23 protein-coding genes are annotated in these 24,802 nt (G+C 62.1%); 7 read left to right on the top strand and 16 right to left on the bottom strand.

Going from position 1 to position 24,802, the window contains the following annotated elements; genetic code table 11:
• Nucleotides 1-49: 49 nt before the first annotated feature.
• The 16 genes from madM to pilG form a co-directional block, all read right to left on the bottom strand.
• Nucleotides 50-814 (bottom strand): malonate transporter subunit MadM, encoded by a 765-nt coding sequence (gene madM / locus BK670_RS26635; protein WP_025109167.1) that lies wholly within the window; start codon nt 812-814, stop codon nt 50-52.
• A 5-nt stretch (nt 815-819) separates the two neighbouring features.
• Nucleotides 820-1,212 (bottom strand): malonate transporter subunit MadL, encoded by a 393-nt coding sequence (gene madL, locus BK670_RS26640; RefSeq protein ID WP_016984760.1) that lies wholly within the window; start codon nt 1,210-1,212, stop codon nt 820-822.
• A 65-nt stretch (nt 1,213-1,277) separates the two neighbouring features.
• On the bottom strand, nt 1,278-2,198 hold the full coding sequence (mdcH, locus tag BK670_RS26645; protein WP_123454266.1) for a malonate decarboxylase subunit epsilon: 921 nt from the start codon (nt 2,196-2,198) through the stop codon (nt 1,278-1,280).
• Complete coding sequence (locus BK670_RS26650; RefSeq protein WP_123454268.1) at nt 2,195-2,815, bottom strand: malonate decarboxylase holo-ACP synthase; 621 nt, start codon at nt 2,813-2,815, stop codon at nt 2,195-2,197. The genes mdcH and BK670_RS26650 overlap by 4 nt, the downstream gene beginning before the upstream one ends.
• Nucleotides 2,809-3,594 carry a biotin-independent malonate decarboxylase subunit gamma gene (gene mdcE, locus BK670_RS26655; protein WP_123454270.1) on the bottom strand — a complete coding sequence of 262 codons (786 nt, stop codon included), beginning with the start codon at nt 3,592-3,594 and terminating at the stop codon, nt 2,809-2,811. The genes BK670_RS26650 and mdcE overlap by 7 nt, the downstream gene beginning before the upstream one ends.
• Complete coding sequence (locus BK670_RS26660; RefSeq protein WP_123454272.1) at nt 3,591-4,442, bottom strand: biotin-independent malonate decarboxylase subunit beta; 852 nt, start codon at nt 4,440-4,442, stop codon at nt 3,591-3,593. The genes mdcE and BK670_RS26660 overlap by 4 nt, the downstream gene beginning before the upstream one ends.
• Nucleotides 4,435-4,734, bottom strand: coding sequence for a malonate decarboxylase subunit delta (locus BK670_RS26665; protein WP_007913697.1), 300 nt, complete (start codon nt 4,732-4,734; stop codon nt 4,435-4,437). The genes BK670_RS26660 and BK670_RS26665 overlap by 8 nt, the downstream gene beginning before the upstream one ends.
• Nucleotides 4,734-5,606, bottom strand: a complete 873-nt coding sequence (locus BK670_RS26670; RefSeq protein WP_123454274.1) for a triphosphoribosyl-dephospho-CoA synthase — start codon at nt 5,604-5,606, stop codon at nt 4,734-4,736. The genes BK670_RS26665 and BK670_RS26670 overlap by 1 nt, the downstream gene beginning before the upstream one ends.
• Nucleotides 5,606-7,276: a malonate decarboxylase subunit alpha gene (gene mdcA / locus BK670_RS26675; RefSeq protein WP_098966058.1), complete on the bottom strand. Its 1,671-nt coding sequence runs from the start codon at nt 7,274-7,276 to the stop codon at nt 5,606-5,608. Before mdcA ends, BK670_RS26670 begins: the two co-directional genes overlap by 1 nt.
• A gap of 303 nt (nt 7,277-7,579) precedes the next feature.
• Entirely contained in the window at nt 7,580-7,942 is a 363-nt protein-coding gene (locus BK670_RS26680; RefSeq protein ID WP_123454276.1) for a DUF6124 family protein, read from the bottom strand.
• Nucleotides 7,943-8,473: 531 nt separating this feature from the next.
• Nucleotides 8,474-8,944 (bottom strand): chemotaxis protein CheW, encoded by a 471-nt coding sequence (locus BK670_RS26685; RefSeq protein WP_123454278.1) that lies wholly within the window; start codon nt 8,942-8,944, stop codon nt 8,474-8,476.
• Nucleotides 8,937-14,846, bottom strand: coding sequence for an Hpt domain-containing protein (locus tag BK670_RS26690; protein WP_123454280.1), 5,910 nt, complete (start codon nt 14,844-14,846; stop codon nt 8,937-8,939). Before BK670_RS26690 ends, BK670_RS26685 begins: the two co-directional genes overlap by 8 nt.
• Nucleotides 14,847-14,857: 11 nt before the next feature.
• Nucleotides 14,858-16,906, bottom strand: a complete 2,049-nt coding sequence (locus tag BK670_RS26695) for a methyl-accepting chemotaxis protein (protein ID WP_123454282.1) — start codon at nt 16,904-16,906, stop codon at nt 14,858-14,860.
• 154 nt (nt 16,907-17,060) lie between these two features.
• Nucleotides 17,061-17,600 (bottom strand): chemotaxis protein CheW, encoded by a 540-nt coding sequence (locus BK670_RS26705; protein ID WP_123454284.1) that lies wholly within the window; start codon nt 17,598-17,600, stop codon nt 17,061-17,063.
• 10 nt (nt 17,601-17,610) lie between these two features.
• A complete protein-coding gene (gene pilH / locus BK670_RS26710; protein ID WP_007913674.1) occupies nt 17,611-17,976 on the bottom strand; it encodes a twitching motility response regulator PilH in 366 nt (121 codons plus the stop codon).
• A 60-nt stretch (nt 17,977-18,036) separates the two neighbouring features.
• Nucleotides 18,037-18,441 (bottom strand): twitching motility response regulator PilG, encoded by a 405-nt coding sequence (gene pilG / locus BK670_RS26715; protein ID WP_007913673.1) that lies wholly within the window; start codon nt 18,439-18,441, stop codon nt 18,037-18,039.
• Between the two features lie 225 nt (nt 18,442-18,666).
• Between pilG and gshB the strand changes: the two genes are divergently transcribed.
• The 7 genes from gshB to BK670_RS26750 all read left to right on the top strand — a co-directional run bounded on the left by gshB (nt 18,667) and on the right by BK670_RS26750 (nt 24,784).
• On the top strand, nt 18,667-19,638 hold the full coding sequence (gshB, locus tag BK670_RS26720) for a glutathione synthase (RefSeq protein WP_123454286.1): 972 nt from the start codon (nt 18,667-18,669) through the stop codon (nt 19,636-19,638).
• 107 nt (nt 19,639-19,745) lie between these two features.
• Nucleotides 19,746-20,645: an energy transducer TonB gene (locus BK670_RS26725; RefSeq protein WP_123454288.1), complete on the top strand. Its 900-nt coding sequence runs from the start codon at nt 19,746-19,748 to the stop codon at nt 20,643-20,645.
• A 241-nt stretch (nt 20,646-20,886) separates the two neighbouring features.
• Nucleotides 20,887-21,459, top strand: coding sequence for a YqgE/AlgH family protein (locus BK670_RS26730; protein ID WP_123454290.1), 573 nt, complete (start codon nt 20,887-20,889; stop codon nt 21,457-21,459).
• Nucleotides 21,459-21,896, top strand: coding sequence for a Holliday junction resolvase RuvX (gene ruvX / locus BK670_RS26735; protein WP_064589634.1), 438 nt, complete (start codon nt 21,459-21,461; stop codon nt 21,894-21,896). Before BK670_RS26730 ends, ruvX begins: the two co-directional genes overlap by 1 nt.
• An 81-nt stretch (nt 21,897-21,977) precedes the next feature.
• Nucleotides 21,978-22,484: a bifunctional pyr operon transcriptional regulator/uracil phosphoribosyltransferase PyrR gene (gene pyrR / locus BK670_RS26740; protein ID WP_123454292.1), complete on the top strand. Its 507-nt coding sequence runs from the start codon at nt 21,978-21,980 to the stop codon at nt 22,482-22,484.
• 27 nt (nt 22,485-22,511) lie between these two features.
• A complete protein-coding gene (locus BK670_RS26745; protein ID WP_007913665.1) occupies nt 22,512-23,516 on the top strand; it encodes an aspartate carbamoyltransferase catalytic subunit in 1,005 nt (334 codons plus the stop codon).
• A complete protein-coding gene (locus BK670_RS26750; protein WP_123454304.1) occupies nt 23,513-24,784 on the top strand; it encodes a dihydroorotase in 1,272 nt (423 codons plus the stop codon). The genes BK670_RS26745 and BK670_RS26750 overlap by 4 nt, the downstream gene beginning before the upstream one ends.
• The last annotated feature ends 18 nt before the right edge of the window (nt 24,785-24,802 follow it).

Genomic DNA, 24,802 nt, shown 5'->3' on the forward strand with positions numbered 1-24,802 from the left:
ATGCATTCCAAATGTGGGAGCGAGCCTGCTCGCGAAAACGTCAGCCCGGTCAGCCCATCAAGCCACGCATCAGCAAAAACAACAGCGAAGGCCCAAGCAGGCAGCCCAGCGCGGTGTAGAACGCCGCAGTCAGGCAACCATACGGCACCAGCTTCGGATCGGTCGCCGCCAACCCGCCGGCCACGCCGCTGGACGTGCCCATCAAGCCGCCGAAAATCACTGCACTGCGCGGATTGTTCAGGCCAATCATCGGCGCCACGAACGGCGTCATCACCATCACCAGAATCGCCTTGATCAGCCCCGCCGCAATCGACAGCGCCATCACCTCGGAACTGGCGCCAATCGCCGCGCCGGTCACCGGGCCGACGATGTAGGTCACCGCGCCAGCACCAATAGTGGTCAGGCTCACGGCATCGGTGTAACCGAACGCCATCGCCACGCCAACCCCTGCCACGAAAGATGTTCCTACACCGACAAACAGCGCCAGTACCCCGACGAACCCTGCACGTTTCAGCTCATCGACACTCACGCCGAAGGCCGTGGCGACAATCGCGAAATCGCGCAGCATCGCGCCACCCAACAGACCGATACCCGACAACAACGGAATATCCACCACGCCTTTCTGCCCACCGGTCAGTGCCCCGCCGACATACGACAGCACCAGCCCCAGCAGAATGGCGATGGCCGAGCCGTGCAAACGGCCCTTGGTGAAGGTGTTGGACATCCAGTAGGAGACCCACATGGTCAGCCCGACAATCAGAAACCCGCTGATCAAACCGTAGCCGGTGATCACTTTCATCATCGATTCGTACATGGCGATTACCCCGCAGTCTTGGCTGGAGCAATCGGGGTCTGCTCCTTGTTACCCATGCGCGTCAGCACGGGCACCAGGGCAAAAGCGATCACCACTGCGAGGGTGCCGGCGAGAATCGCCATCGGCCCGCCCTTCAACGCGCCATAGACGTTTTGCTGCGCGGCCATGGCGACCACGATCGGAATGTAGATGGCGCTCCAGAACTCGACGCCCTGCTCAGTCTTGCCCTTGAGCCAGCCGCTTTTGTTCAGATAACTGCCGAGGCCGATCAACAGCAGCATCGCAATGCCGACGCCGCCGACGTTGGCCGGGACGCCGATCAGCTTGCCGAGCAGTTCACCGACCCAGATACCCACCAGCGTACAAAAGGCGAGAAACGCCACACCGTAAATAATCATTGTTGTAGTCCTCAAAGTGCATCGTCGAATGTTGTTTTTGTTGTTCGAAGCTTGAGTCGGCGGTTTTAGAGTTGGCGGCCACCCTCCTCTCGCAATAGCGCCTGCAAGGTGTCGAGACGAGCACTGTCGAAGGCAGTGACGGTGCCCTGCTCGAACACCCGGCGCGCCAGCCCGGTCAGCACCGCACCGGGCGGCAGTTCGATCTGTAACCGTACGCCGCGCTCGTAGGCGCTTTGCACGGTGCCGCGCCAATCCACCACGCGGCACATGTTGAAGGCGAGGTCGTCGCGCAGCGCTTCTACTTTGGTCACAGGGCGCGCGCGACTGCCGCTCAGGTAAGCGATTTTCGGCGTTTTCAGTTCAACCATGGCGAAAGCTTCGGCAAGGGTTTGCGCCGGTTCGTCCAGCAGCGGACAGTGCGACGGCACACTCACCGCCAAACGTTTTGCCAGACCGGCGCCACGACTGCGCGCCAGTTCAGCCACCGCTTGCATGGCCTCGTCACTGCCGGCAATCACCACCTGATTGTCGGCATTGATGTTGGCCAGATACACCGGCGAATCCTTGCTGTGCACTTGCGCCAGCAGCGTTTCGACTGTGGATAACTGCAGACCGATAATCGCGGTCATGCCGTAGCCTTGTGGATAAGCCTGCTGCATCAACTCACCGCGCAGGCTGACCAGATGCAGCGCATCGCTGAAGCTCAATGCACCCGCAACCACCGCTGCCGGATAAGCGCCGATGGACAGGCCCGCGACGTAATCCGCCATGAGTCCGTCGTGCAATAACTGACGCGATGCTGAAACGCCGGCGATCAGCAGGCACAGCTGAACCGCCCTTGTCGTGCGCAACGCTTCGCTGGAATCGAGCAGCGAAACATCTTCGCCGAGCACATCGCTGGCCTCGGTCAACGTTTCCCGGGGCAAGCGCTGGAGCATGCCCGCTTGCTGCGCACCCTGGCCGGGGAACACCAGCAGACTGCTCACGCTGCCTGCTCCTGCGGGTTCCACGGGTCAGCCACCAAACAGGCCTGATACTCGTTTTTCAGCAGCACTCGCGCCGAACCACCGGCCCATTCACGCAACGCCACAGCACCGAACGGCGTCTGCAATTGCAGGTCGACCCGGCACGCGGCTTGATCGAAAAGCTCAACCAGTTTGCGTGCCTGATTACGCGTGATCAGTTGCGGTGTCCGCAGAATCAGATCGAGGTCACTGGCCGCGTGCATCGCGATAAAACCACTGGCCAATTCAAACCCGACACTGCCGCTGACACCCCAGATCCAACCGCAATCGTCGAGCATCGGCCGCAATTGTTTGAGTGCCTGCATGACCGGCAGATCGCGCTCGCACTCAACATGACAAAGCGCTTCGGGACTGACCCGACAGGCAATCGAATCGACCGCCATAAACGCCGCCAGCCGCTGTTCGCGCAATACACCGCGCACGCCGACCGCGACGAAACCGTCAGCACTCAACGCCCGCCGTACCACCACCGGTTGCCCGGCGGCCAGCGACTCGACTGCCCACAACGGCGCATCCGCCGGCAACTGCGCCGGGCTCATGCCCCAGAGCAAGTCGTGGGCCAGAGGCGTGTTCACCACTGTGCCCTCAGCAGTTCGCGAACCTTGCTGGAGGCCGCACGGTTTTTCGCGCCGAGGCGATTGCTCAAGTCAGTGCTGGAGATATCGCTGATGGCCTGTTTCAGGCATTCGTTCACCCGTGCCAGATCCTCTACGGTCGGCTGTTCAATCTGCTGCACCGACAGGGTTTCCCAGAGCAATCCGAGGCTGGCGTAGCTGTCGATGTCATACGCCATCGGCGGCACACTGGCGGCCAGCGCTTCCAGCTCTTCAACACTGCGCAAGGTCACCCGCGCCGCCGACGCCTTGCCCATTGCATGCACCATCACGCCCGGATCGCGCAGCGCAATCAAACGATTGGCCTGATAACCATGAGCGAGAAACGCCCCGGACATGGCTTTGCCCACCAGCAGCGCAATCACCGGGTGCCCGGCCAGCCGTGCGCGGGCATAACTGTCTGCCGCACCGGCCAACGCCTGATGAATGCCGAGCGCTTCTTCGCGCCGACCATAAGCCTGGCTCGGTACATCGACGATGGCGATGATCGGACGCTTCTGCGCTTTATCACGATCAGCACTGATCGCGTCATCCACAGCCTTGGCCAGACCCCAGCCTTCGAGCAAACCGACTTCGCCGTTGCGCGCACGCGGGAAACGACTGTCCGGGTCAGCGACCACAGCGATAAAGCGGCCCAGCTCACCGTCGGCCACCTTCAACGATGGCGGCAACCCTCCGATGTTTTTAGCGCCCGCGCTCAAGGCGTTAAACCAGTTCAAACCGCGCAGTGAGTAACCGCTCATGAGCGCTCTCCTTGATACAGATCGCGAACCACCGACGGTTCGATTTGCGGGTCAGTGTTCAGACTGCTCAGGCGTTGCAGAAACCACTCGGCGCGCTGGCTACGCGGTTGCGCCGGCAAACCTTGCTGGAGCAATTCGCCGACCTGCTGACGAATCTTCGCCACGTCATCGGCGACATAACGATCCACCAGACCACTGGCGAAACGCTGTTCGCCACCGGTCAGGCTCCAAATGAAGGGCCGGTCGCGGGAGTCGTATTCTTCGATCCCTGCCTCTTGCTCGATCACTTGCGGGCCGTTCAGTCCGAGGCGTGCTTCCTGGGTCACCAGCAAATAGCTGCACAGTGCCGCCGCAATCGACATACCGCCAAAGCAACCGACACTGCCGGCGACCACGCCAACCACCGGTTGGTACTGCTGCAGATCGACAATCGCCGCGTGAATATCGGCAATCGCCGCCAGCCCGAGATTGGCTTCCTGCAAACGCACACCACCGGTTTCCAGCAGCAACACCGCGCGCGTCGGGATGCCTTTACGGTTGTCTTCAGCCGCCAGCTCCAACGCGCCAGCAATCTTCGCCCCGCCGACTTCGCCGAGGCTGCCGCCCTGAAATGCACCTTCAATCGCGGCGATGACCACCGGTAAACCGTCGAGGCTGCCCTTGGCGATCACCACGCCGTCATCGGCCTGCGGCACCACGCCCTGGCGTTCAAGCCACGGCGACATCACCCGTTGAAACGGATCGAGCAATTCGCGAAAGCTGCCGGCGTCGAGCAAGGCTTTCGCCCGTTGCCGCGCGCCGAGTTCGACGAAGCTGTGTTTGTTGAGCAACGCTGCGCTGTCAGTCATGGCCGATCTCCTCGAAACCTTGTTCCAGACGCAAGCGCACCACCCCCGGCGTCGCGCCGAAATCGTGGATATCGATGGCCATGGCCGGCGGCGTGGTGCCGTCGAACATCCGCGCAAACAGGTGCTGCCAGCGCAGTTGCGCGCCGTTGACCGAGGTCTGCACATTGATCGTCAGCTTGCCGGCCAGACCCGGTTCGATCAGTACTTCCAGATCCCCCGAACCGACACAACCGACCAGCGCACGCCCGCGTGGCGGCTGCCCGGCGGGGAATTCAAACGATAGGGTTTCCATCAAAACGCTCCCTGAAGGATGCCGTCGCGCTCGATGCGATCGAGCAGCAGCGTGGCGGCGAGCAAGTCGGCGGCGCCACCGGGCGAGGCATTCAATGCGATGAGTTGTTGATCCAGTTCGTGCAAGCGGCGACGACCGCTGAGGCTCGCGCTGCCACCGGCGTCGAGCACCGCTTGCGCGCCGCTTTGCATGGCGTACAGGCCTTCCTCGCCGGCGCGGTAGAGCACGCAGGTATCGGCGAGATCGGTCATGATCGCGAGCAAGGCGTCGAGTCGGGCGTTCTGCTCGCCGTGGCCGTTGGCGCGACTGCGTTTGAGTTGTGGCAGGCCGCGTTGCAGCACCGAAGGGAAGCCGAGTTGTGCTTCTTCACGAGCACCGCGTGCGCCATAACGCAGGGCGACTTGCGCGCCGTGGCTTAACGGATTGGGTGCGTAGCGGTCATCCAGCAAGGCCAGACGTGCGGCGCGCAGGGTTACGGCATTGGCGCTGGAGGATTGCGGTTCCAGTGCAGCGGCGGTCACCAACAGACCCAAGGCCCAGATCGCCCCGCGATGCGTATTCACGCCGTTGGTGGTCGCGAGCATCGATTGCTCACCTTCGCGACCGATCCGGCCAATCGCTTCGCGCAAGGTTGAATCGACTTCGCCGATTGCAACCGCCGCTTCAGCCATCTCCTTGAACGCCGGCCACAACGACAGCGCCGAAGCGTGCATCAGGCCCAGGTGCAGATCGGTGTGCGCGCCATTGCCGCGACGGTCGACCAGTGCCGGTTTTGGCGACAGATCGGCTTCGTCGATCAACGCGTCCACCGCCAGATCGGCCAATCGATCAGCCAGGGACAGCGGTTTCGCTTGCAGATTAAATGCGTGCATTACCAGCTCCTGAATTTGGCGGGCGGGTTGTACAGGCCGCCAGACCACTCGACCAGATCGGCCACGCTTTTCGCCGCCAGCAGTTCGCGGGTGGCGTCGGTGCGGCGGATGCCGAGGTCTTCGGGCAAGGCAATCAGGCCTTCGCGGCGCATGCGTTCGGTGTCTTTCGGGTTGTGGCGCAGGCCGATGGCAGTGACACCGGCGACGGCGGCGATCATCGCCTGGCGCTCTTCCAGCGAGCGCGCCTTGTACAGGTAGGCGATGCCTTCTTCGGTGAGCAGGTGGGTGACGTCGTCGCCGTAGATCATGATCGGCGCCAGCGGCATGCCGCTTTTCTTCGCCACTTCCACGGCGTCGAGGGTTTCGACGAAGGTCGGTTTGCCGCCCTCCTGGAAGGTTTCGACCATTTGCACCACGAGTTTTTTGCCGCGTTCGAGCATCGGTTGCTGCGCATCGTCGTGGCGCATATCCAGCCAGGCCGGGGTGCCGTGACGCCGACCGCGCGGGTCATGGCCCATGTTCGGTGCACCGCCGAAACCGGCGAGGCGACCACGGGTGACGGTCGAGGAATGACCATCGCCGTCCACTTGCAACGTCGCGCCGATAAACAGGTCCACCGCGTACTGCCCGGCGAGTTGGCAGAACATCCGGTTGGAACGCAGCGAGCCGTCGCGGCCGGTGAAGAACACGTCGGGGCGCGCGGCGATGTAGTTTTCCATGCCCAGTTCAGTGCCGAAGCAATGCACGCTTTCGACCCAACCGCTCTCGATCGCCGGGATCAGCGTCGGGTGCGGGTTGAGCGTCCAGTTGCGGCAGATCTTGCCTTTGAGGCCGAGGGATTCACCGTAGGTCGGCAGGATCAATTCGATGGCGGCGGTGTTGAAACCGATGCCGTGGTTGAGCGACTGCACGTTGTGTTTTTCGTAGATGCCGCGGATCGCCATCATCGCCATCAACACGTGCACAGGTTTGATGTGCCGCGGGTCGCGGGTGAACAGCGGCTCGATGTAGAACGGCTTGTCGGCCACCACCACGAAGTCGACCCATGAGGCGGGGATGTCCACGCGCGGCAGTTCGCTGACGTCGTCGACCAACTGGTTGACCTGGACGATGACGATGCCGTCGCTGAACGCGGCCGGTTCGATCAGTGCCGGGGTGTCTTCTGTGCTGGGGCCGGTATAGATGTTGCCGGCGCGGTCGGCCATGAACCCGGCCGAGAGCACGACGTTGGGAATCAGGTCCACCACCAGCCGCGCGTAGAGTTCGATGTAGGTGTGGATCGCGCCGATTTCCAGCAAACCGTCTTCGAGCAACTGGCTGATGCGCAGGCTTTGCGTGCCGGCGAAGGAGAAATCGAGCTTGCGGGCGATACCGCGTTCGAACAGGTCGAGGTGCTCGGAGCGACCGACGCTGGGCATGATCATGTGCAGGTCGTGAAGTTTTTCCGGATCGGCTTTGGCCAGCGAGCGCGAAAGAAAATCCGCCTGCTTCTGGTTGTTGCCCTCCAGCACCACACGGTCGCCGGGATGAATCAGCGCTTCGAGCGCGGCGACGATCTTGTCGGTGGGCAACACCACACCGTCGGCCAGCCCACGCACCTTGTCGAGGCGGCGCTGCTTCTCATCGCGCCGCCGCGTCCAGCGCGAGTCGGGGGAAATTGTTGTTGTCATGCTCACTCCACGGGGTTCGCTGTCGTGGAGCTAAGGTAGGCGTGTGGGGTGGGGGCATCAATCAAGCGCGGTGGTGAATCATTACGCTGAGCGTAACGTTCGCCGACGCCTGCGCGAGCAAGGTTTTGAGTTGTTCACCCAAATTCTGTAGGAGCTGCCGAGTGAAACGAGGCTGCGATCTTTTGATCTTCAGAATCAAGATCAAAAGATCGCAGCGTGCCGCAGCGCCTACAGGAGAACGCATTCCAAATGTGGGAGCGAGCCTGCTCGCGAAGGGGCCAGTGAGATCACCACATTACTCAGTCATGTCGGCACTAGCCTGTCCAACACCCGATTCACAGCCATCTCCGCCACCATCACCACCTGCGCAATACCTTGCACAGTCTTGCGGTGCGTGCCGTCCACCGTTGCCGCGTGATTGTTGAGCATGACCGTGGCCGAGCCAAGGGTTTCACTGGCGTCGGCCAGCAGGGATTCGGTGTCGGCATGGGGGTTGGCCATGTACAGCGTGTTGGGGGTGTAAGGCGTGGCCATCAGGTCGGCGTTGGTAGGGCCGAGGTAATGGTCGAGGGCGCGTTCGGCGGCTTCGTGGAATTTCTTGGAGTCGGGGGATTCGTAGGGGGATGCCGGGTCTGCGAGCGGGGGGTTAGGCGTTGGTTTAATCATCTTCAGGTTCCGAAATTAAGCTGGAACCGCTTCTCTGCTAAAAGAAGGGGTGGCAGCTGAACGCAGGTTAGCAGACCGGGGAACCTAAGGAAGCCGGCGCGCCGAAGCGCCCTGCGCACAGCCGCCATCGAATGCAGGCGCTGAGCCTGGCGATGATGTATGTGCACCCTTAGATTAACCACGGGCTGCTAAACCCGATCACTGGAAATCAGTGACGGAATCAAGTTACGCAGCATGCCCAAGGCGCACAAGCCGGCGGATTCTGGTGCATGCGTAGGCAGCGGCGCAAGGATTTGTAGGCTGGGGAGCCGTAACACCGGGTGTCTTTAAACAACGCGACTAAAAGGCGTTTATTGCGCACAGAGATTGAGGATTTGTCTGTCGGATTGGAGTGTGGCGACGGGCGCTTTCGCGAGCAGGCTCGCTCCCACAGGGGGTCTGTGTCGTACGCAAAATCCGGGATCACTGAAGATCCAATGTGGGAGCGAGCCTGCTCGCGAAGAGGCCAGCAAGATCACCGCAAACTCAGGATCAGTGAACCAGTCCCGCATCCACCAACAACTGCTCCAGCCCCAACAAATCCGGCACCTTCGCCACCTGCTCCCCGACCTGCACCGCCGCCTGCTCCAGCGAGCACAACGGCACGTCGACATAACTCAGCTGGCTATCAAGCTTGTACGAACGCGGAATCCCCTGCACCAGCAGCGCAATGAACTTCAGCTCCGGCAACCCGCCCAGCGCATTGAGAATCACGATCCGCGCGCGCTCGCCAATGACGATTTTCTGCCCGCAGGCCGATTCAAAACTCAGCAGCGGGATCTGCCGCTCACGCCACGTCACACGGCCCAGATACCACGACGGCGTATCCAGATCGAAGGCACTGGCCTGATAGTCAATCAACTCAGCGACAGCGACGTTAGGCAGGATCAAATTGCGATCCGCCAGCGGCAGCAGCAGGCCGGTGAGTTGGCTGGTGCGCTGATTGTGGCGGCGCTCATGCATGTTTCTTGCTCCACTGGGCAATGCTTTCAAGCAACACCGACTCCTGATACGGCTTGCCGAGGTAGTCGTTGACGCCGATGGCCATCGCACGGTCGCGGTGTTTCTGCCCGGTGCGCGAGGTGATCATGATGATCGGCAGGTGTTGCAGGCGTTCGTCGTTGCGCACCTGAGTGGCGACTTCGAAGCCGTCCATGCGCGGCATTTCGATGTCGAGCAGCATCAGGTCGGGCATGTGTTCTTCGAGCAGCAGCATCGCGTCGACCCCGTCCTTGGCGGTCAGCACGTTCATGCCGTGACGCTCGAGCAAGCGGCTGGTGACCTTGCGCACGGTGACCGAGTCGTCGACCACCATCACCAGCAGCGGTTTTTGCGGTTCACTGTCGATCTCCGGCAGCGTCGGCGCCTGCACAATCCGCGCCTGCATCGCGCGGATCGGCGCGAGCAAATCGAGAATCAGCACCACCCGGCCATCGCCGAGAATCGTCGCGCCGGACACGCCTTGCACCGCCGCAAATTGGGCGCCGAGGCTCTTGACCACGATCTCGCGGGTGCCGGCCATGGCATCGACCTGCACCGCGATGTGCCGGTCGTTGTAATGCACCAGCAACACCGGCAACGGCAGATTCTGCCCGAGCAGTTTCGGCCGTGGCGCGGTTTTCAGCAGCTCGCCCAGGTAGCACAGTTCATAGGTCTGGCCGCCGTAGTGGTAGCGCGGCGGATCCTGGCGGAAGTGCCCTTCCAGATCATTCGGCAGAACACGGACGATGCCTTCGATGGTGTTCAGCGGGATCGCGTATTGGTCCTCGCCGCACTGCACCATCAACGCGCGGTTGACCGACACAGTGAACGGCAGCCGAATGCGGAAATGCACGCCCTGCCCCGGCACCGAGTCGATGCTCATGGTCCCGCCCAACTGGCGGACTTCTTCGTGCACCACGTCCATGCCGACGCCGCGTCCGGAAATCTGCGTGATCTTTTCCGCCGTGGAAAAACCCGGCTGGAGGATGAACTGCAACACGTCGCGGTCGCTGATCTCGGCATTTGGCGCGAGCAGACCCCGTTTGATCGCCTTCTTGCGCACCGCTTCCAGCGGCACCCCGGCGCCGTCGTCGCGAATATCGAAAACGATGTCGCCGCCCTCGCGGGACAGGTCCAGGCTTATCGTGCCCTGCGCCGGTTTACCCGCCGCCAGCCGCACTTCGGCCGACTCCAGACCATGGTCGACGGCGTTGCGCAGCATGTGCTCCAGCGGCGCGGCCATGCGCTCGAGTACGTTGCGATCCATCTCGCCCTCGGCGTTGCCGACGACAAAGGCGACGTCTTTGTTCAGCTCTTCGGCGACCTGGCGGACGATGCGTTTGAGGCGCGGCAGCATGCGCTCGAACGGCACCATGCGCGTGCGCATCAGGCCTTCCTGCAATTCGGTGTTGATGCGGCCCTGTTGCTGCAACAGGTTCTCGGCGTCGTGGTTGCGGCGGTCGAGGGTTTCCTTGAGGTCGAGCAAATCTGAGGCCGATTCGAACAGCGCCCGCGACAGTTGCTGCAACTGCGAATGGCGGTCCATTTCCAGCGGGTCGAACTCTTCGTAGCCGAGGCGTTCGGCATCCACTTGCTGACGGCTGAGAATCCGTCCCTGAGTTTCAGTGTCGAGGCGGCGCAACTGATCGCGCATGCGCTCGATGGTGGTTTCCATCTCATTCAGGGCAATCTGTGCGTCGTTGACTTGCTGCTCGATACGGCCACGGAAGATCGAGGTTTCGCCGGCCAGATTGACCAGCTCATCAAGCAGTTCGGCGGAGACCTTGACCATGTCCGCACCAGCGTCGGCGGCTGGCGGCGCCACGTCAGTCTTGACCGGCACCGGCAACACTGGCGGCGTGTCGGGCGTCACCGGGTGGCTGAAATTCTGGATCGCATTGATCAGCCGATCGGCCGGCGGGCACGGTTGCCCGGCGCGCACGCCATCGAGCATTTGTGCCAGCCGATCATGGCCGCGCTGCACCAATGCAAACAGTTCCGCCGAGGGTTGCAATGCCCCGGTAGAGAGACTTTCGTAAAGGTATTCCAGCTCATGGGCGAGGTCGCCAATCGGGCCGATCTCGACCATCCGCGCGCCGCCCTTGAGCGTGTGCAAATCGCGCAACAGGGTTTCCACTTCCTGACGATTGCCCGGCTCGGCCTGCCAGCGCAGCAGCGCGGCGCCGGAGTTTTCGATGATGTCGAAACCTTCTTCGAGGAAGATCTCCAGCAATTCCGGATCGTGCCCGGCGCTGTCGTGATCGGCCACTGGCTGGGGCGTTTCGCTAACGCTTTGGCCCTGGCGCAGCTGACGCAGGGTTTCGATCAAATCGTCTGCTGGCGTCAGTGGCTGATGCTGTTGCAGTTGCTCCACCAGCAGCGCCAAACGCTCATGGCTCTTGAGCAGCAAGCGCCCCAACGCTTCGCTGTGGCTGTAGCGACGATCGACCAAACCTTCGTAGAGGCTTTCCAGTTCCTGAGCCAGATCGCCGATGATCTCGACTTCGGCCATCCGTGCGCCGCCCTTGAGGGTGTGCAAATCGCGCTGCAACGAGGACAGCGGCGCGGCGTTGTCCGGGTCATTGAGCCAACGCTGCAAGGCCTGGCCGGCGCTGTCGAGGATGTCCACGGCCTCTTCGATAAAGATCTCGACGATCTCGTCATCCGCTGCAAACGGGGTGGCCGCCTGCTGCAACTCCGCCGTGGCGCTACCCAGTTCACGGATGCTCAGGGTGCGGCTGCCATCGCTGCGAATCAGGCCCATGGACGACGGATCAAGGCTTTGATCGAGCAGATCATGCAACGCCCGGATCCGTGCCGGTTGCGGGGTGACTTCCTGGCCTGCGGCCAGTTCGTCGAGCATGTTGATCAGTGCTTCGTGGGCGTTCTGCGCTTCGCGGAAAAACTGTTCGCTGACCGCCAGGCTGCTTTCTTCCACCGCGCCATAGAGGTCGAGCAAGGCTTCACAGAGCACATCCACCGGCAGCAGATCGGCCAGGTGCGCGCCTTCGCCGAGGGTGGTCAGTTCATCCAGCAAGGCGCTGAGTTCCTGACGCTCGCCGGGGTGTTGCTGCCAGCGCTGTAACAGACTTTCGGCGTCGAGCAGGATGTCCATGCCTTGAGCAAGGAAGTTGTTGATCAGTTGCGGATCGCGTTTGATCCGCAGGCCGCTGTGTGGCGCATCGAGGATCGACGCCAGGCGCTCGGCGAGCAGGGTTTCCGAGCGTTTGATCAGCGACTGCGCACCGACAATCGGCGCCAGCGGATCATGCTTGAGCTGACGCAGGCCGACGCGGAGCAGGCCCTCGGCTTCGAGCAGCAATTCCACCTCGTCGAGGTCCAGCGGCAACTGGTGCGCCTTGAACTCGCGGGCCAGTTGATCGAGCGGTGCAGCGAGTTCGGCAATCGGCAATACGCCGGCCATCGAGGCGCTGCCCTTGAGCGTATGCAGGGCGCGTTGCAGTTCGTCGCTGGCGGGCAACGGCACATGTTCGGCGGCTTGATCGAGGAAGCGGTTGAGGCTGGCGAGGTGGGTTTCCGCTTCGTTACGGAAGATCTCCAGCAACAGCGGATCGAGCGCCGCCACATCGTCGACGTCTTCGGCGGCCAGCGGCTCGTCACCCTTGGCCAAGGCGTGAGCGCGTGCGGCGAGCTGGTCGACATCGCTGCGCTGTCGCTGACTGTTAGTGGCGAATTCGTTGATCAGTTCCGGCAGCAACAGCACCGTGTCGGTGAGCAGTTGCTGCACCACCGAGCCGGGCTCGACGCTCTGTTCCAGCACACGGTTGAGCAGGTTTTCCACCGCCCAGGCCAGTTCACCGAGGATCAGTGCACGCACCATGCGCCCGCTGCCCTTGAGGGTGTGGAAGGCGCGACGAAGTTCAGTCAGCGCGGCGCGATCCTGCGGATTGGCCGACCAGCGCGGCAGGTATTCGTGGAGGACTTCGAGGACCTCATCGGTCTCTTCGAGGAACACTTCGCGCAGCTCATCGTCGACCGGTTCTTCATCGGCCGGCGGCGGCATCAGGCTGCCGGGTGTAATCAGTGCAGGTGGATTGACCGCTGACACCGGGCTGGCCAAAACATCGGCCAGCGACTGCACGGTTTCCGGGTCATCGAGCGCCTGCATGTCCTGCATCACCAGCGCTTCGCTGGGGCTGAGCACGTCGTCGAGTACCGGCACATGCTGCGCGCCGGGCTGTTCATCGGGAAAGAAACCGAGACTGGCGAGGGACTTCTGCGCGACATCCAGCAACTGCTCGCTCGGCGCCTGCGGGTCGTCGCTCAAGCGTTCGAGGTAATACTCGAGGCTGCTGATGACATCGGCCAGATGATCGAGTTGCTCCCAACCCGGTTCGTGCGGATCGAGCAGCAGATGTTCGCGGATAAACCCGTTGCAGGCCTCGACCAGACTCGCCGCGCGGTTCAGCGGAATCATCGCCAGTGCCCCGCGCACCTGGGTCAACAGCGCCGGCAGTGGTTGCAGTTGCTGGCGATCCCAATCGGCGTCGATGTAGTCGACGATCATGTCCTTGGCCTGTTGCAGGCAGATGCGTGCTTCCTTGATCACGATCTGATGGATCTGCGTCAGGTCGGTGGTCGGCAGGCGCGCGTCTTCCGGACTTTCCGGTTCGACGGTGCCGACCATCCCGGCCAGGGTCGCTTCGACGTAGAGCAAGGCGCCGGCGACGTCCATCAGAACGGCGTCGTTCGGTTCACGCTGGCCTTGGGCGATGCTCAAGACCACCGCCAGTTGATCGATGATCACTTTGCGCGGCTGGCCAAAGCCGAGCACCGCGAGAGTGTCGGCGATCTGCCGCAGCGGTGCGAGCAGGCTTTCCAGATCCGAGGTGTGCTGGCGGTCGCTGCGCACGAACAGGTCGAGGCGCTCTTTGACCCGCACCAGTTCTTCACACAACGCCGCCAGCACCGAGCGCATCGCATCGCGGTCGGGGCCGGCCAGGCGCGCGCGTTCTTCGTCGACCATCGCGCTGTCGGGCAACGCGTCGTCCAGGGAGTAGCGATCTTTCATGGTCAGCATCTGCCCGGTGGGATGTTCGGCTTTGGCAATATAGAACAACAGGCTTTTCAGCAGCTCTGGCGGTGGCGCCTGGTTGAGGCCGGCCATGCCGTGCTCGAGCAGGCGCTTGAGCTCTTTGTCGGCATCCTTGAACAGGCTGCGCAGCGCCGGGCTGTTGGCGATGACGCCTGCGCGCATGCCTTCGACCAGCGCCGAGGCGACTTGCCACAGCGGGCTCAGCGGCGAGTCAGCGCTCAGCGCTTCGAGGCGGGTGAAGACTTTCGCCAGATAATCGAGGTGGGTCTGGTCATCCTGTTCGCGCAGCAAACCGACCAAGGCCATTTGCAGCGTCTGCCGCAGTTTGCGCAACACGTTCGGCAGTTCTGCCGGCTCGAGCAGTGCCAACGCTTCTGCGTTTAGCGGCGCCAGTTCGGGCAGTTGCGGGCTGAACAGGCTGGTTTCCGAGAGCAGGCTTTCGCCACGGGCACTGCGCAGATCGTTGATCAGCGGCAGCACCACCAACGGCAAATCTCTCCGGGCGCTCTGCACGCGGTCGAGGTAAATCGGCAATTGCCCGAGGGCTTGCAGCAACAGGTGCAGGGCTTCGTCGCGATGGCTGACGCGCTCATGCTGCAAGGCTTCGACCAGATGCTCCATTTCTTCGGCGAGCAAGGCTGCGCCGTAGAACTCGACCATCTGCAAACTGCCGTGGACCTGATGGATGTAATCCAGGCACTCGTCCAGCCCGGGAAAGGCCTGCGGATCATCGAGCACGGCTTCAATCGCCTGATGCGCCAGCTTCAGCGTTTCGGCAATTTCGCCTTTGACCCATTCGAGGGCCACATAGTCGTGCCGATCACCCATAACCACTCCACTCACGCTTTATCTGTCGCCGCCGGCAAGGTGAATCCGGACACCGAACGCCGTAACTGACTGGCCATTTTCGTCAGGTTGCCGATGCTCTCGGCGGTGGCCGTGGAACCGGACGAGGTCTGCGAGGTGATCTGCTGGATCACGTTCATCGTCAGCGAGATCTGCCCGGCCGAAGTCGTCTGCTGCTGCGCTGCGTTGGAGATGCTTTGAATCAGCGCCGCGAGGGTCTTCGATACGCCTTCGATTTCTTCCAGGGCCACACCGGCATCCTGCGCCAGTCGCGCGCCACGCACCACCTCGGTGGTGGTTTGTTCCATCGAGATGACCGCTTCGTTGGTGTCGGTCTGAATTGCCCGCACCAGGGTTTCGATCTGCCGCGTGGCGGCGGACGAGCGCTCGGCCAAGCGTTGTACTTCGTCGGCGACCACGGCAAAACCACGCCCGGCATCACCGGCCATCGACGCTTGAATCGCCGCGTTGAGGGCGAGGATATTGGTTTGGTCGGCGATGTCGTCGATCAGGCTGACGATGTCGCCGATTTCCTGCGATGACTCGCCGAGGCGCTTGATGCGTTTGGCGGTGTCCTGAATCTGCTCGCGAATGTTGTCCATGCCGTGGATGGTGTTGTGCACCACCTCGTTGCCCTTGTTGGCGATTTCCACCGAGCGCTCGGCGACCGCCGAAGACTCGGCGGCGTTGGCCGAGACCTGATCGATGGATTCGGCCATGTCGCTGATCGCGGTCGAGGCTTCGGAAATCTGCTGCGCCTGATGCTCTGAGGCCTGGGCCAGGTGCATGGCGGTGGCCTGGGTTTCCTGAACGGCGGCGGCGACCTGGCCGGCGGTGAGGTTGATGGTCGCGACCAGGTCGCGCAACTGGTCGACGGAATAGTTGATCGAGTCGGCGATGGTGCCGGTGAAGTCTTCGGTCACCGAGGCAGTCACGGTGAGGTCACCGTCAGCGAGGTCTTCAATTTCGTCGAGCAGACGCATGATCGCGTTCTGATTGCGCTCGTTCTTCTCGGCGGTTTCGCGCAACTGGCGGTTGGTTTCCCGGACCATGACCAGACCGATGAGGATGATCGAGGCCAGCGCCAGCAAACCGAGGACGTAACCACCGATGGTGTCGGTGTTGCGCCCACCGGCAAGATTTTCGAAGCGAGTGGCCAAGTGCGAGGCTTCGTCGAGCAGGGTTTGCGAGAGGCTGAAGATGTTGCTCGCCGACTCCCGCACTTTGAACAGCTCCGGCGAGGTTTCGAGGATTTCATCGACCGAGCCGGAGACGAACTGGAACAGCTCGGAGATTTCGCTCAGGCGTGCACGGGCATCGCGGTCTTCGACCTGGCTGATTTTCAGCGCCGGGTTGCCTTGCAGCATGCCGTTCAGCACTTGGCCGAAACGGGTGGCATCGCGGCCAAAGGCATCGGCGGCTTGCTGGGAGTTTTCGTCGCCGGCAAGCACGGTGTTGACCGCGCCGAGGATGCGTTCGGCGAGTAGCGATTGGCGCTGGGCCATCGCCACTTGCGCCGCCGGAGCACCGCGTTGCAGAAGGATTTCGACGACTTTTTCGTATTCGATCTGCAACTGCGGCACGGTTTCGGCCAGCGTCGCGGCGACCTGATGCAACGACAGCACGGTCTGTTCGCTGGACAGGATGGCGTCGGTGTTTTTCAGCAGGCGTTCCCAATCCAGCTGCACGGCGCGCATTTCCGGGCGCACGGTGGCCGGCGCGGGCGGCAGGCCGGTGGCCGGGTCACCCTTCTTCAGGTAACCCCAGCGCTGAGCGAAATCGTTACGCGCATCGCTGAGCAACTTGAACGCGGCAGCCTTGCCGGCGGCGGCTTCGGTGGCGTTTTTGGCGATACGTTGCGAGAGCACGCGCAGCTCACCGGCGTGGCCGATGTACTGTTTGTCGTAGTTCGCCTGGGTGTTGAGGTAAGCGAAGTTGGCGAACAGCAGCATGATGAACACGATCAGTGCGATGAACAGCACGATGATCTGCGAGCGACTGCGCGATCCTTCCGCCGGCTTGCCTGTTTTTGCTTTTATCATCGGTCCTCGCCCTTAACCCACACCTTTGAGGCCTGCTGCAATCCCTGTGGGAGCGAGCCTGCTCGCGAAAGCGCTGGGTCAGCCAATATTTATCTTGCCTGACACGCCCTCTTCGCGAGCAGGCTCGCTCCCACAGGGGACGGTGTTGAATCGGTTATATCGCAACGCTCATGAACACCGGGGATTTCGCCAACGCGAACAAACTGAACACCCGCCAGTTCTGCTCACGGCGGAAATAGCCTTTGACGAATTCGGCCTTCGAGCCCTGGCGCTTGCTGATCGACAGCGGTTCAAAACTGCCCTGCTCAAAATGCTGCAGGCCGATGACTTCATCGACCATCAACCCGGCGAACACATCGCCATGTTCGACCACCAACACCCGCCGCTGTTTACGCAACGGCGACAGTTCATGACCGAAGAAGCCGCACAGATCCATGATCGGCAGCAGCCGCCCACGCAGGTTAGCCACCCCTTTGACCCACGGCTTGACCCCGGGCAATTGCGTGAAGCGCGGCTCGTGCAGCACTTCACTGACTTCACCCATCGGCGCCACATACCAATGCTCGCCGAGGCGAAAGCCGATGCCGCTCCAGCGATCCTGGCGCGCCGCTTGCGACGGCAAGTCCGCCGCCAGCAAGCGGCAGCGCTGGTCGATCTGCCAGAGCAGTTCGAACGCAGTCAGCGATTCGCTCATGGTCGCGCGATCAGCCTTTGAGCACGTTGTTCAGGGTCTTGATCAGGGTGTCTTCGTCGACCGGTTTGGTCAGGTAATCCTTGGCGCCCTGGCGAGTGCCCCAGACCTTGTCGGTTTCCTGATCCTTGGTGGTGATGATGATCACCGGGATGTGACTGGTGTCGGCATCCTTGGTCAACTGACGGGTGGCCTGAAAACCATTGAGGCCGGGCATGACAATGTCCATCAGCACGGCGTCGGGTTTTTCCTGACGGGCCAGGGCCACGCCGTCGGCGCCATTCTCGGCCTTCAACACTTCATGGCCGTGCTTTTCGAGCATGCCGGTCAGTTTGTACATTTCAGTCGGCGAATCATCGACGATCAGGATACGTGCCATGGTCTTCCCCATTTTTCTTGTCGACACCCGGCCCGCTGGCCGCGTGTCTCTGTACGTGTGTTACTGCGGCAAAACGGCGGCGAAGCCCGGAACATGGGCCTGAATCGCGTTGAGCAGTTCTTCCTTGCTGAAAGGCTTGGTCAAAAATTGATCAGAACCGACAATCCGCCCCTTGGCCTTGTCGAACAGCCCGTCGCGCGATGACAGCATGATCACCGGTGTGGCCTTGAACGCACTGTTGTTCTTGATTAAAGCGCAGGTCTGATAACCATCCAGACGCGGCATCATGATGTCGACAAAAATGATCCCCGGATGGTTGTCGGCGATCTTGGCCAATGCGTCGAAACCGTCGATCGCCGTGATGACTTCGCACCCCACATTTTTCAACAAGGTTTCGGCGGTGCGACGAATCGTTTTCGAGTCGTCGATGACCATGACCTTCAAGGCGCTGGACTGCTGTTCCATAAGGGGGCTCTACCGTCGCCTTTGCGAATCAAATTGTCCGTTTTGCGATGAGTAATGGCTGGAAACCCTTGATGTTCAAGGGCCAGCACTGCATGGCAGCCTTTTTAGCACAGTCTCCAGATGCAATCTATCGACGGGTTTTCCCTTGACCGCAAACCCGCCCGGCGCCACTCTGGCGGCACTTTTTTCATACCGATCCGCTAGCCAATTTTCGAGGAAAACCCAATGAGCGTTCGCGTCGGGATTGTCATGGACCCTATCGCCAGCATTTCCTATAAAAAGGATAGCTCGCTGGCCATGCTGCTGGCCGCGCAAAAACGTGGCTGGGAACTGTTCTACATGGAACAGCGCGACCTGTATCAGGCTGAAGGTCAGGCCCGGGCGCGCATGAAGCCGCTGAAGGTCTTCGCCAACCCGGAAAAATGGTTCGAACTGGACGCCGAACAGGACAACCTGCTGAGCGATCTGGACGTGATCCTGATGCGCAAGGATCCGCCGTTCGACATGGAGTTCGTTTACTCCACCTACCTGCTCGAACAGGCCGAAACCGCTGGCGTGCTGGTGGTGAACAAACCGCAGAGCCTGCGCGACTGCAATGAAAAGCTGTTCGCCACGCTGTTCCCGCAGTGCACGCCGCCGACCATCGTCAGCCGCCGCGCCGACGTGCTGCGCGAGTTCGCCGCCAAACACGGCGACGTGATCCTCAAGCCGCTGGACGGCATGGGCGGCACGTCGATCTTCCGTCACCGCGCCGGTGACCCGAACCTGTCGGTGATTCTGGAAACCCTGACCGCCCTCGGTGGCCAGCAGATCATGGGCCAGGCCTACCTGCCGGCGATCAAGGACGGCGACAAGCGCATCCTGATGATCGACGGCGAGCCGGTGGATTACTGCCTGGCGCGGATTCCGGCGCAGGGCGAAACCCGTGGCAACCTCGCCGCCGGTGGCCGTGGTGAAGCGCGTCCACTGACCGACAAGGATCGCTGGATCGCCGCACAAGTCGGCCCGACCCTGCGTGAAAAAGGTCTGCTGTTCGTTGGTCTGGACGTGATCGGTGAAAACCTCACCGAAATCAACGTCACCAGCCCGACCTGCATCCGTGAAATCGACAACGCTTTCGGCACTGACATTGGCGGCATGTTGATGGACGCGATCGCCAAGAAGCTGCAAGCCGCCGGCAAAAAGCCACAAGCTTGATGCACGTCACATGCAGTCTGTCGCTTGAAGCGTGAAGCCCAAGGCGTGAAACCAACATTGCGTTATCATGCGCAGCCTCTGAAAAACGCGATGTTGGTTTTCTTGTCATGACCCTCCCGTCCGATCTGCCCGCTGAACTCGCCCATCGTGGCGTGCGCCCGGCCGATCGCCTCGGATTTACCCTGTTTCTCGCGGCGCTGATCCATTTGGCACTGCTGCTCGGCGTCGGTTTCACGATGGTCGAGCCCAAGCAAATCAGCAAAACCCTGGAAATCACCCTCGCCACCTTCAAGAGCGAAAAGAAGCCGGAGAAGGCTGACTTTCTCGCCCAAGAGAACCAGGAAGGCAGCGGCACGCTGGACAAGAAGGCGACCCCGAAGACCACCGAGGTCGCGCCGTTCCAGGACAATCAGGTCAAAAAAGTCACCCCGCCACCGGCCGCCAAACCGGTAGTGCAAGAGGCCGCGCCCAAGGCTGCCGTGACCACGGTTGCGCCGAAGCCGAAAAAGGCGCCGACCAAGAAAGAAGAAAGCAAAACCGAGGTCAAACCGACGGTCGACGCACCGGAGTTCGACAGCTCGCAGCTGTCCAGCGACATCGCCAGTCTTGAAGCCGAATTGGCCAAGGAACAACAGCTGTACGCCAAACGCCCACGGATTCACCGTTTGAGCGCGGCGTCGACCATGCGCGACAAGGGTGCCTGGTACAAGGACGACTGGCGCAAGAAGGTCGAACGCATCGGCAACCTCAATTACCCCGAGGAAGCCCGGCGCAAGCAGATCTACGGCAATTTGCGCCTGATGGTCTCGATCAACCGCGACGGTTCGCTGTATGAAGTGCTGGTGCTGGAATCCTCCGGCCAGCCGCTGCTGGATCAGGCGGCGCAGCGCATCGTCCGACTGGCGGCGCCGTTTGCCCCGTTTACCGGGGACTTGTCGGATATCGATCGTCTGGAAATCATTCGTACCTGGAAATTTGCCAGGGGCGACAAGCTCTCGAGCAACTGAATATTCCTGTAGCGATGAGATTCATTGTGGCGAGGGGATTTATCCCCGTTCGGCTGCGCAGCAGTCGCAGAACCATCATTCACGGAGTGTCAGGCAGACCGTATCAACGGATTCAGGGCCGCTTCGCGCCCCAACGGGGATAAATCCCCTCGCCACAAATGCCATGTTCCAACAAGGGGTCTGTGTTGTTGTCAGCATCTCCAGCTTGTCAGTTTGCCCCCCGAACGCCACACTAGCGCACATGAAAAACGTCAGCCCCAGCTACCTCAAGCATCACTTCCTGATCGCCATGCCACACATGGCCGACCCGAACTTTGCCCACACCTTGACCTACATCGTCGAGCACACAGCCAATGGCGCTATGGGGATTGTGGTCAACCGGCCGCAAGAGCTGAATCTGGCCGACATTCTTGAGCAATTGCGCCCAGACATCGACCCGCCAGCACTGTGCCAGCACGTGCCGATCTTCATCGGCGGCCCGGTGCAGACTGATCGCGGTTTTGTCCTGCATCCAGCGGGCAAAACCTTCCAGGCCACCGCGCAACTGGACGGTGATCTGGCCCTGTCGACCTCGCAGGACGTGCTGTTCGCCATCGCTGACGGCGTCGGCCCGGCGAAAAGCCTGATTGCCCTCGGTTACGCCGGTTGGGAAGCCGGGCAACTGGAAGCCGAATTGGCCGACAATGCCTGGCTGACCTGCCCGTACGACGCCGACATCCTCTTCAACACCAGCAGCGAATTGCGCCTCGAAGCGGCGGCCAGGCATTTGGGGATCAATCTCAGCCTGCTGACCAGCCAGGCAGGTCACGCCTGATGGCCCTGCGCCTGATTCTCGGCTTCGACTACGGCACCAAGCAGATCGGCGTCGCAGTCGGCCAGGTAATCACCGGCCAGGCCCGCGAGCTGTGCACCTTGAAGGCACAAAACGGCGTGCCGGACTGGAACCAGGTCGAAGCCCTTATAAAAGAATGGAAACCCGACGCCGTCGTCGTCGGCCTGCCGTTGAACATGGACGGCACACCGAGCGACATGTGCGTACGCGCGGAGAAATTCGCCCGCCGCCTCAACGGCCGCTTCAATCTGCCTTTCTATACCCACGACGAACGCCTGACCACGTTCGAAGCCAAGGGCGAACGCCTGGCCCGTGGCGGGCAGAAAGGCAGTTACCGCGACAACCCGGTGGACGCCATCGCCGCCGCTCTGCTGTTGCAGGGCTGGCTCGATGAAAACACTGCATTGTTTGAATCCTGACAAGCGCTTCGGCGCTTTTCTTTTGGCTATAACCCGAGCCACGTCCGGCAGGACGCAGCTCGGACTCAAGAAGGAGCAACCATGAGCCTGCCCAATCCCGCCGATCTGATCAGCCAGATGGCGACCCGCCTCAAGGCGCACCTGGCCCAGCGTGGCATCAGCGAACCGCGCTACATCGGCATTCGCACTGGCGGCATCTGGGTCGCGCAAGCCTTGCTCAAGGAATTGGGCAGCGACGCGCCATTGGGCACGCTGGATGTTTCCTTCTACCGCGACGACTTCAGCCAGAACGGCCTGCACCCGCAAGTGCGCCCGTCCGCCCTGCCCTTCGAGATCGAAGGCCAGCATCTGGTGTTGATCGACGACGTACTGATGAGCGGCCGCACCATCCGCGCCGCCATGAACGAATTGTTCGACTACGGCCGCCCGGCCAGCGTGACCCTGGTCTGCCTGCTGGACCTGGACGCCGGCGAGCTGCCGATCCGCCCGAACGTGGTCGGCGCGACCTTGTCGCTGGCCGCTCACGAGCGGGTCAAGCTGTCCGGCCCTGAGCCGCTGACGCTCGAACTGCAAGATGTCACCCTTTAATCCGCCCTATTGAGAGTCCCCCTCGCGATGACGCCTCTAGATACCAAGCGCCCGCTGCAGCTCAATGATCAGGGCCAGCTGCGCCACTTCCTCTCGCTCGACGGCCTGCGCCGCGAGTTGCTGACGGAAATCCTCGACACTGCCGACTCGTTCCTCGAAGTCGGTGCCCGGGCGGTGAAGAAAGTCCCGTTGTTGCGCGGCAAGACCGTGTGCAACGTGTTCTTCGAAAACTCCACGCGCACCCGCACCACCTTCGAACTGGCGGCCCAGCGGCTGTCGGCGGACGTGATCACCCTGAACGTGTCGACTTCGTCGGCAAGCAAGGGCGAAACGCTGCTCGACACCCTGCGCAACCTCGAAGCCATGGCCGCCGACATGTTTGTCGTGCGCCACGGTGATTCCGGCGCCGCGCACTTCATCGCCGAGCATGTCTGCCCGCAGGTGGCGATCATCAACGGCGGCGACGGCCGTCACGCCCACCCGACGCAGGGCATGCTCGACATGCTCACCATCCGTCGGCACAAGGGCGGTTTCGAAAACCTCTCGGTGGCCATTGTCGGCGACATCCTGCACTCGCGGGTCGCGCGCTCGAACATGCTCGCGCTGAAAACCCTCGGCTGCCCGGACATCCGCGTGATTGCGCCGAAGACCCTGCTGCCGATCGGCATCGAGCAATACGGCGTGAAGGTGTACACCGACATGACCGAAGGCCTGAAAGACGTCGACGTGGTGATCATGCTGCGCCTGCAGCGTGAACGCATGACCGGCGGCCTGCTGCCGAGCGAAGGCGAGTTCTACCGACTGTTCGGCCTGACCACCGCGCGTCTGGCCGGGGCCAAACCGGATTGCATCGTCATGCACCCGGGGCCGATCAACCGCGGTGTGGAGATCGAGTCAGCGGTGGCCGACGGCCCGCACTCGGTGATCCTCAATCAGGTGACCTACGGCATCGCGATTCGTATGGCCGTGTTGTCCATGGCCATGAGCGGGCAAACCGCCCAGCGCCAATTCGAGCAGGAGAACGCCCAGTGAAGCTCAGCATTCTCGGCGCACGCGTCATCGATCCAAGCAGCGGCCTGGATCAAATCACTGACATTCACGTTGAAGCCTGCAAGATCGTCGCCCTCGGCGCCGCTCCGGCGGGTTTCACGGCAGTGGAAACCATCGACGCCCAAGGCCTTGTCGCCGCTCCGGGCCTCGTCGACCTCAACGTCGCCCTGCGCGAGCCGGGCTACAGCCGCAAAGGTTCGATTGTCAGCGAAACCCGCGCAGCGGCCGCCGGCGGTGTAACCAGCCTGTGCTGCCCGCCGAAGACCAAACCGGTGCTCGACACCTCCGCCGTGGCCGAGCTGATCCTCGACCGCGCTCGCGAGGCCGGCAACACCAAGGTGTTCCCGATTGGCGCATTGAGCAAAGGCCTGGATGGCGAGCAACTGGCGGAACTGGTTGCCCTGCGCGACGCCGGTTGCGTGGCGTTCGGCAACGGCCTCGAAAGCTTCCGCAACACCCGCACCCTGTGCCGGGCGCTGGAATACGCGGCGACCTTCGACCTGACGGTGATTTTCAACTCGCAGGATCACGATCTCGCCGAGGGCGGTCTGGCCCACGAAGGCGCCGTCGCCAGTTTCCTCGGCCTGCCGGGGATTCCGGAAACCGCTGAAACCGTGGCCCTGGCCCGTGATCTGCTGCTGGTCGAGCAGACCGGCGTGCGCGCGCACTTCAGCCAACTGACCAGCGCACGCGGCGTGGCCCTGATCGCTCAGGCCCAGGCACGCGGCTTGAAGGTGACGGCGGATGTCGCGTTGTATCAGCTGATTCTGACCGACGAAGCGCTGATCGACTTCAGCAGCCTGTATCACGTGCAGCCGCCACTGCGCACACGTGCGGATCGCGATGGTCTGCGTGAAGCGGTGAAGTCCGGCGTGGTCTCGGCGATTTCCAGCCATCACCAGCCGCACGAACGCGACGCCAAACTGGCACCGTTCGGCGCAACCGAGCCGGGCATCAGCAGCGTTGAGCTGTTGCTGCCGCTGGCGATGACGTTGGTGGAGGATGGTTTGCTGGATTTACCGACCTTGCTGGCGCGGCTGAGCGCAGGCCCGGCCGAGGCGTTGCGCCTGCCGGCGGGCAAACTGGCGGTCGGTGGTGCGGCAGATATCGTGCTGTTCGATCCGCAGGCTTCCACAGTCGCCGGTGAACACTGGTTGTCGAAGGGTGAGAACTGCCCGTTTGTAGGCCACACGTTGCCGGGTGTGGTTCGCTACACCTTGGTGGATGGGCGGATCAGTCACCAGGCGTAAATCTCTGTGGCGAGGGAG

The organism is Pseudomonas fluorescens (assembly GCF_003732425.1).
In the GTDB taxonomy this organism is placed as follows: Bacteria; Pseudomonadota; Gammaproteobacteria; order Pseudomonadales; family Pseudomonadaceae; genus Aquipseudomonas; species Aquipseudomonas fluorescens_BE.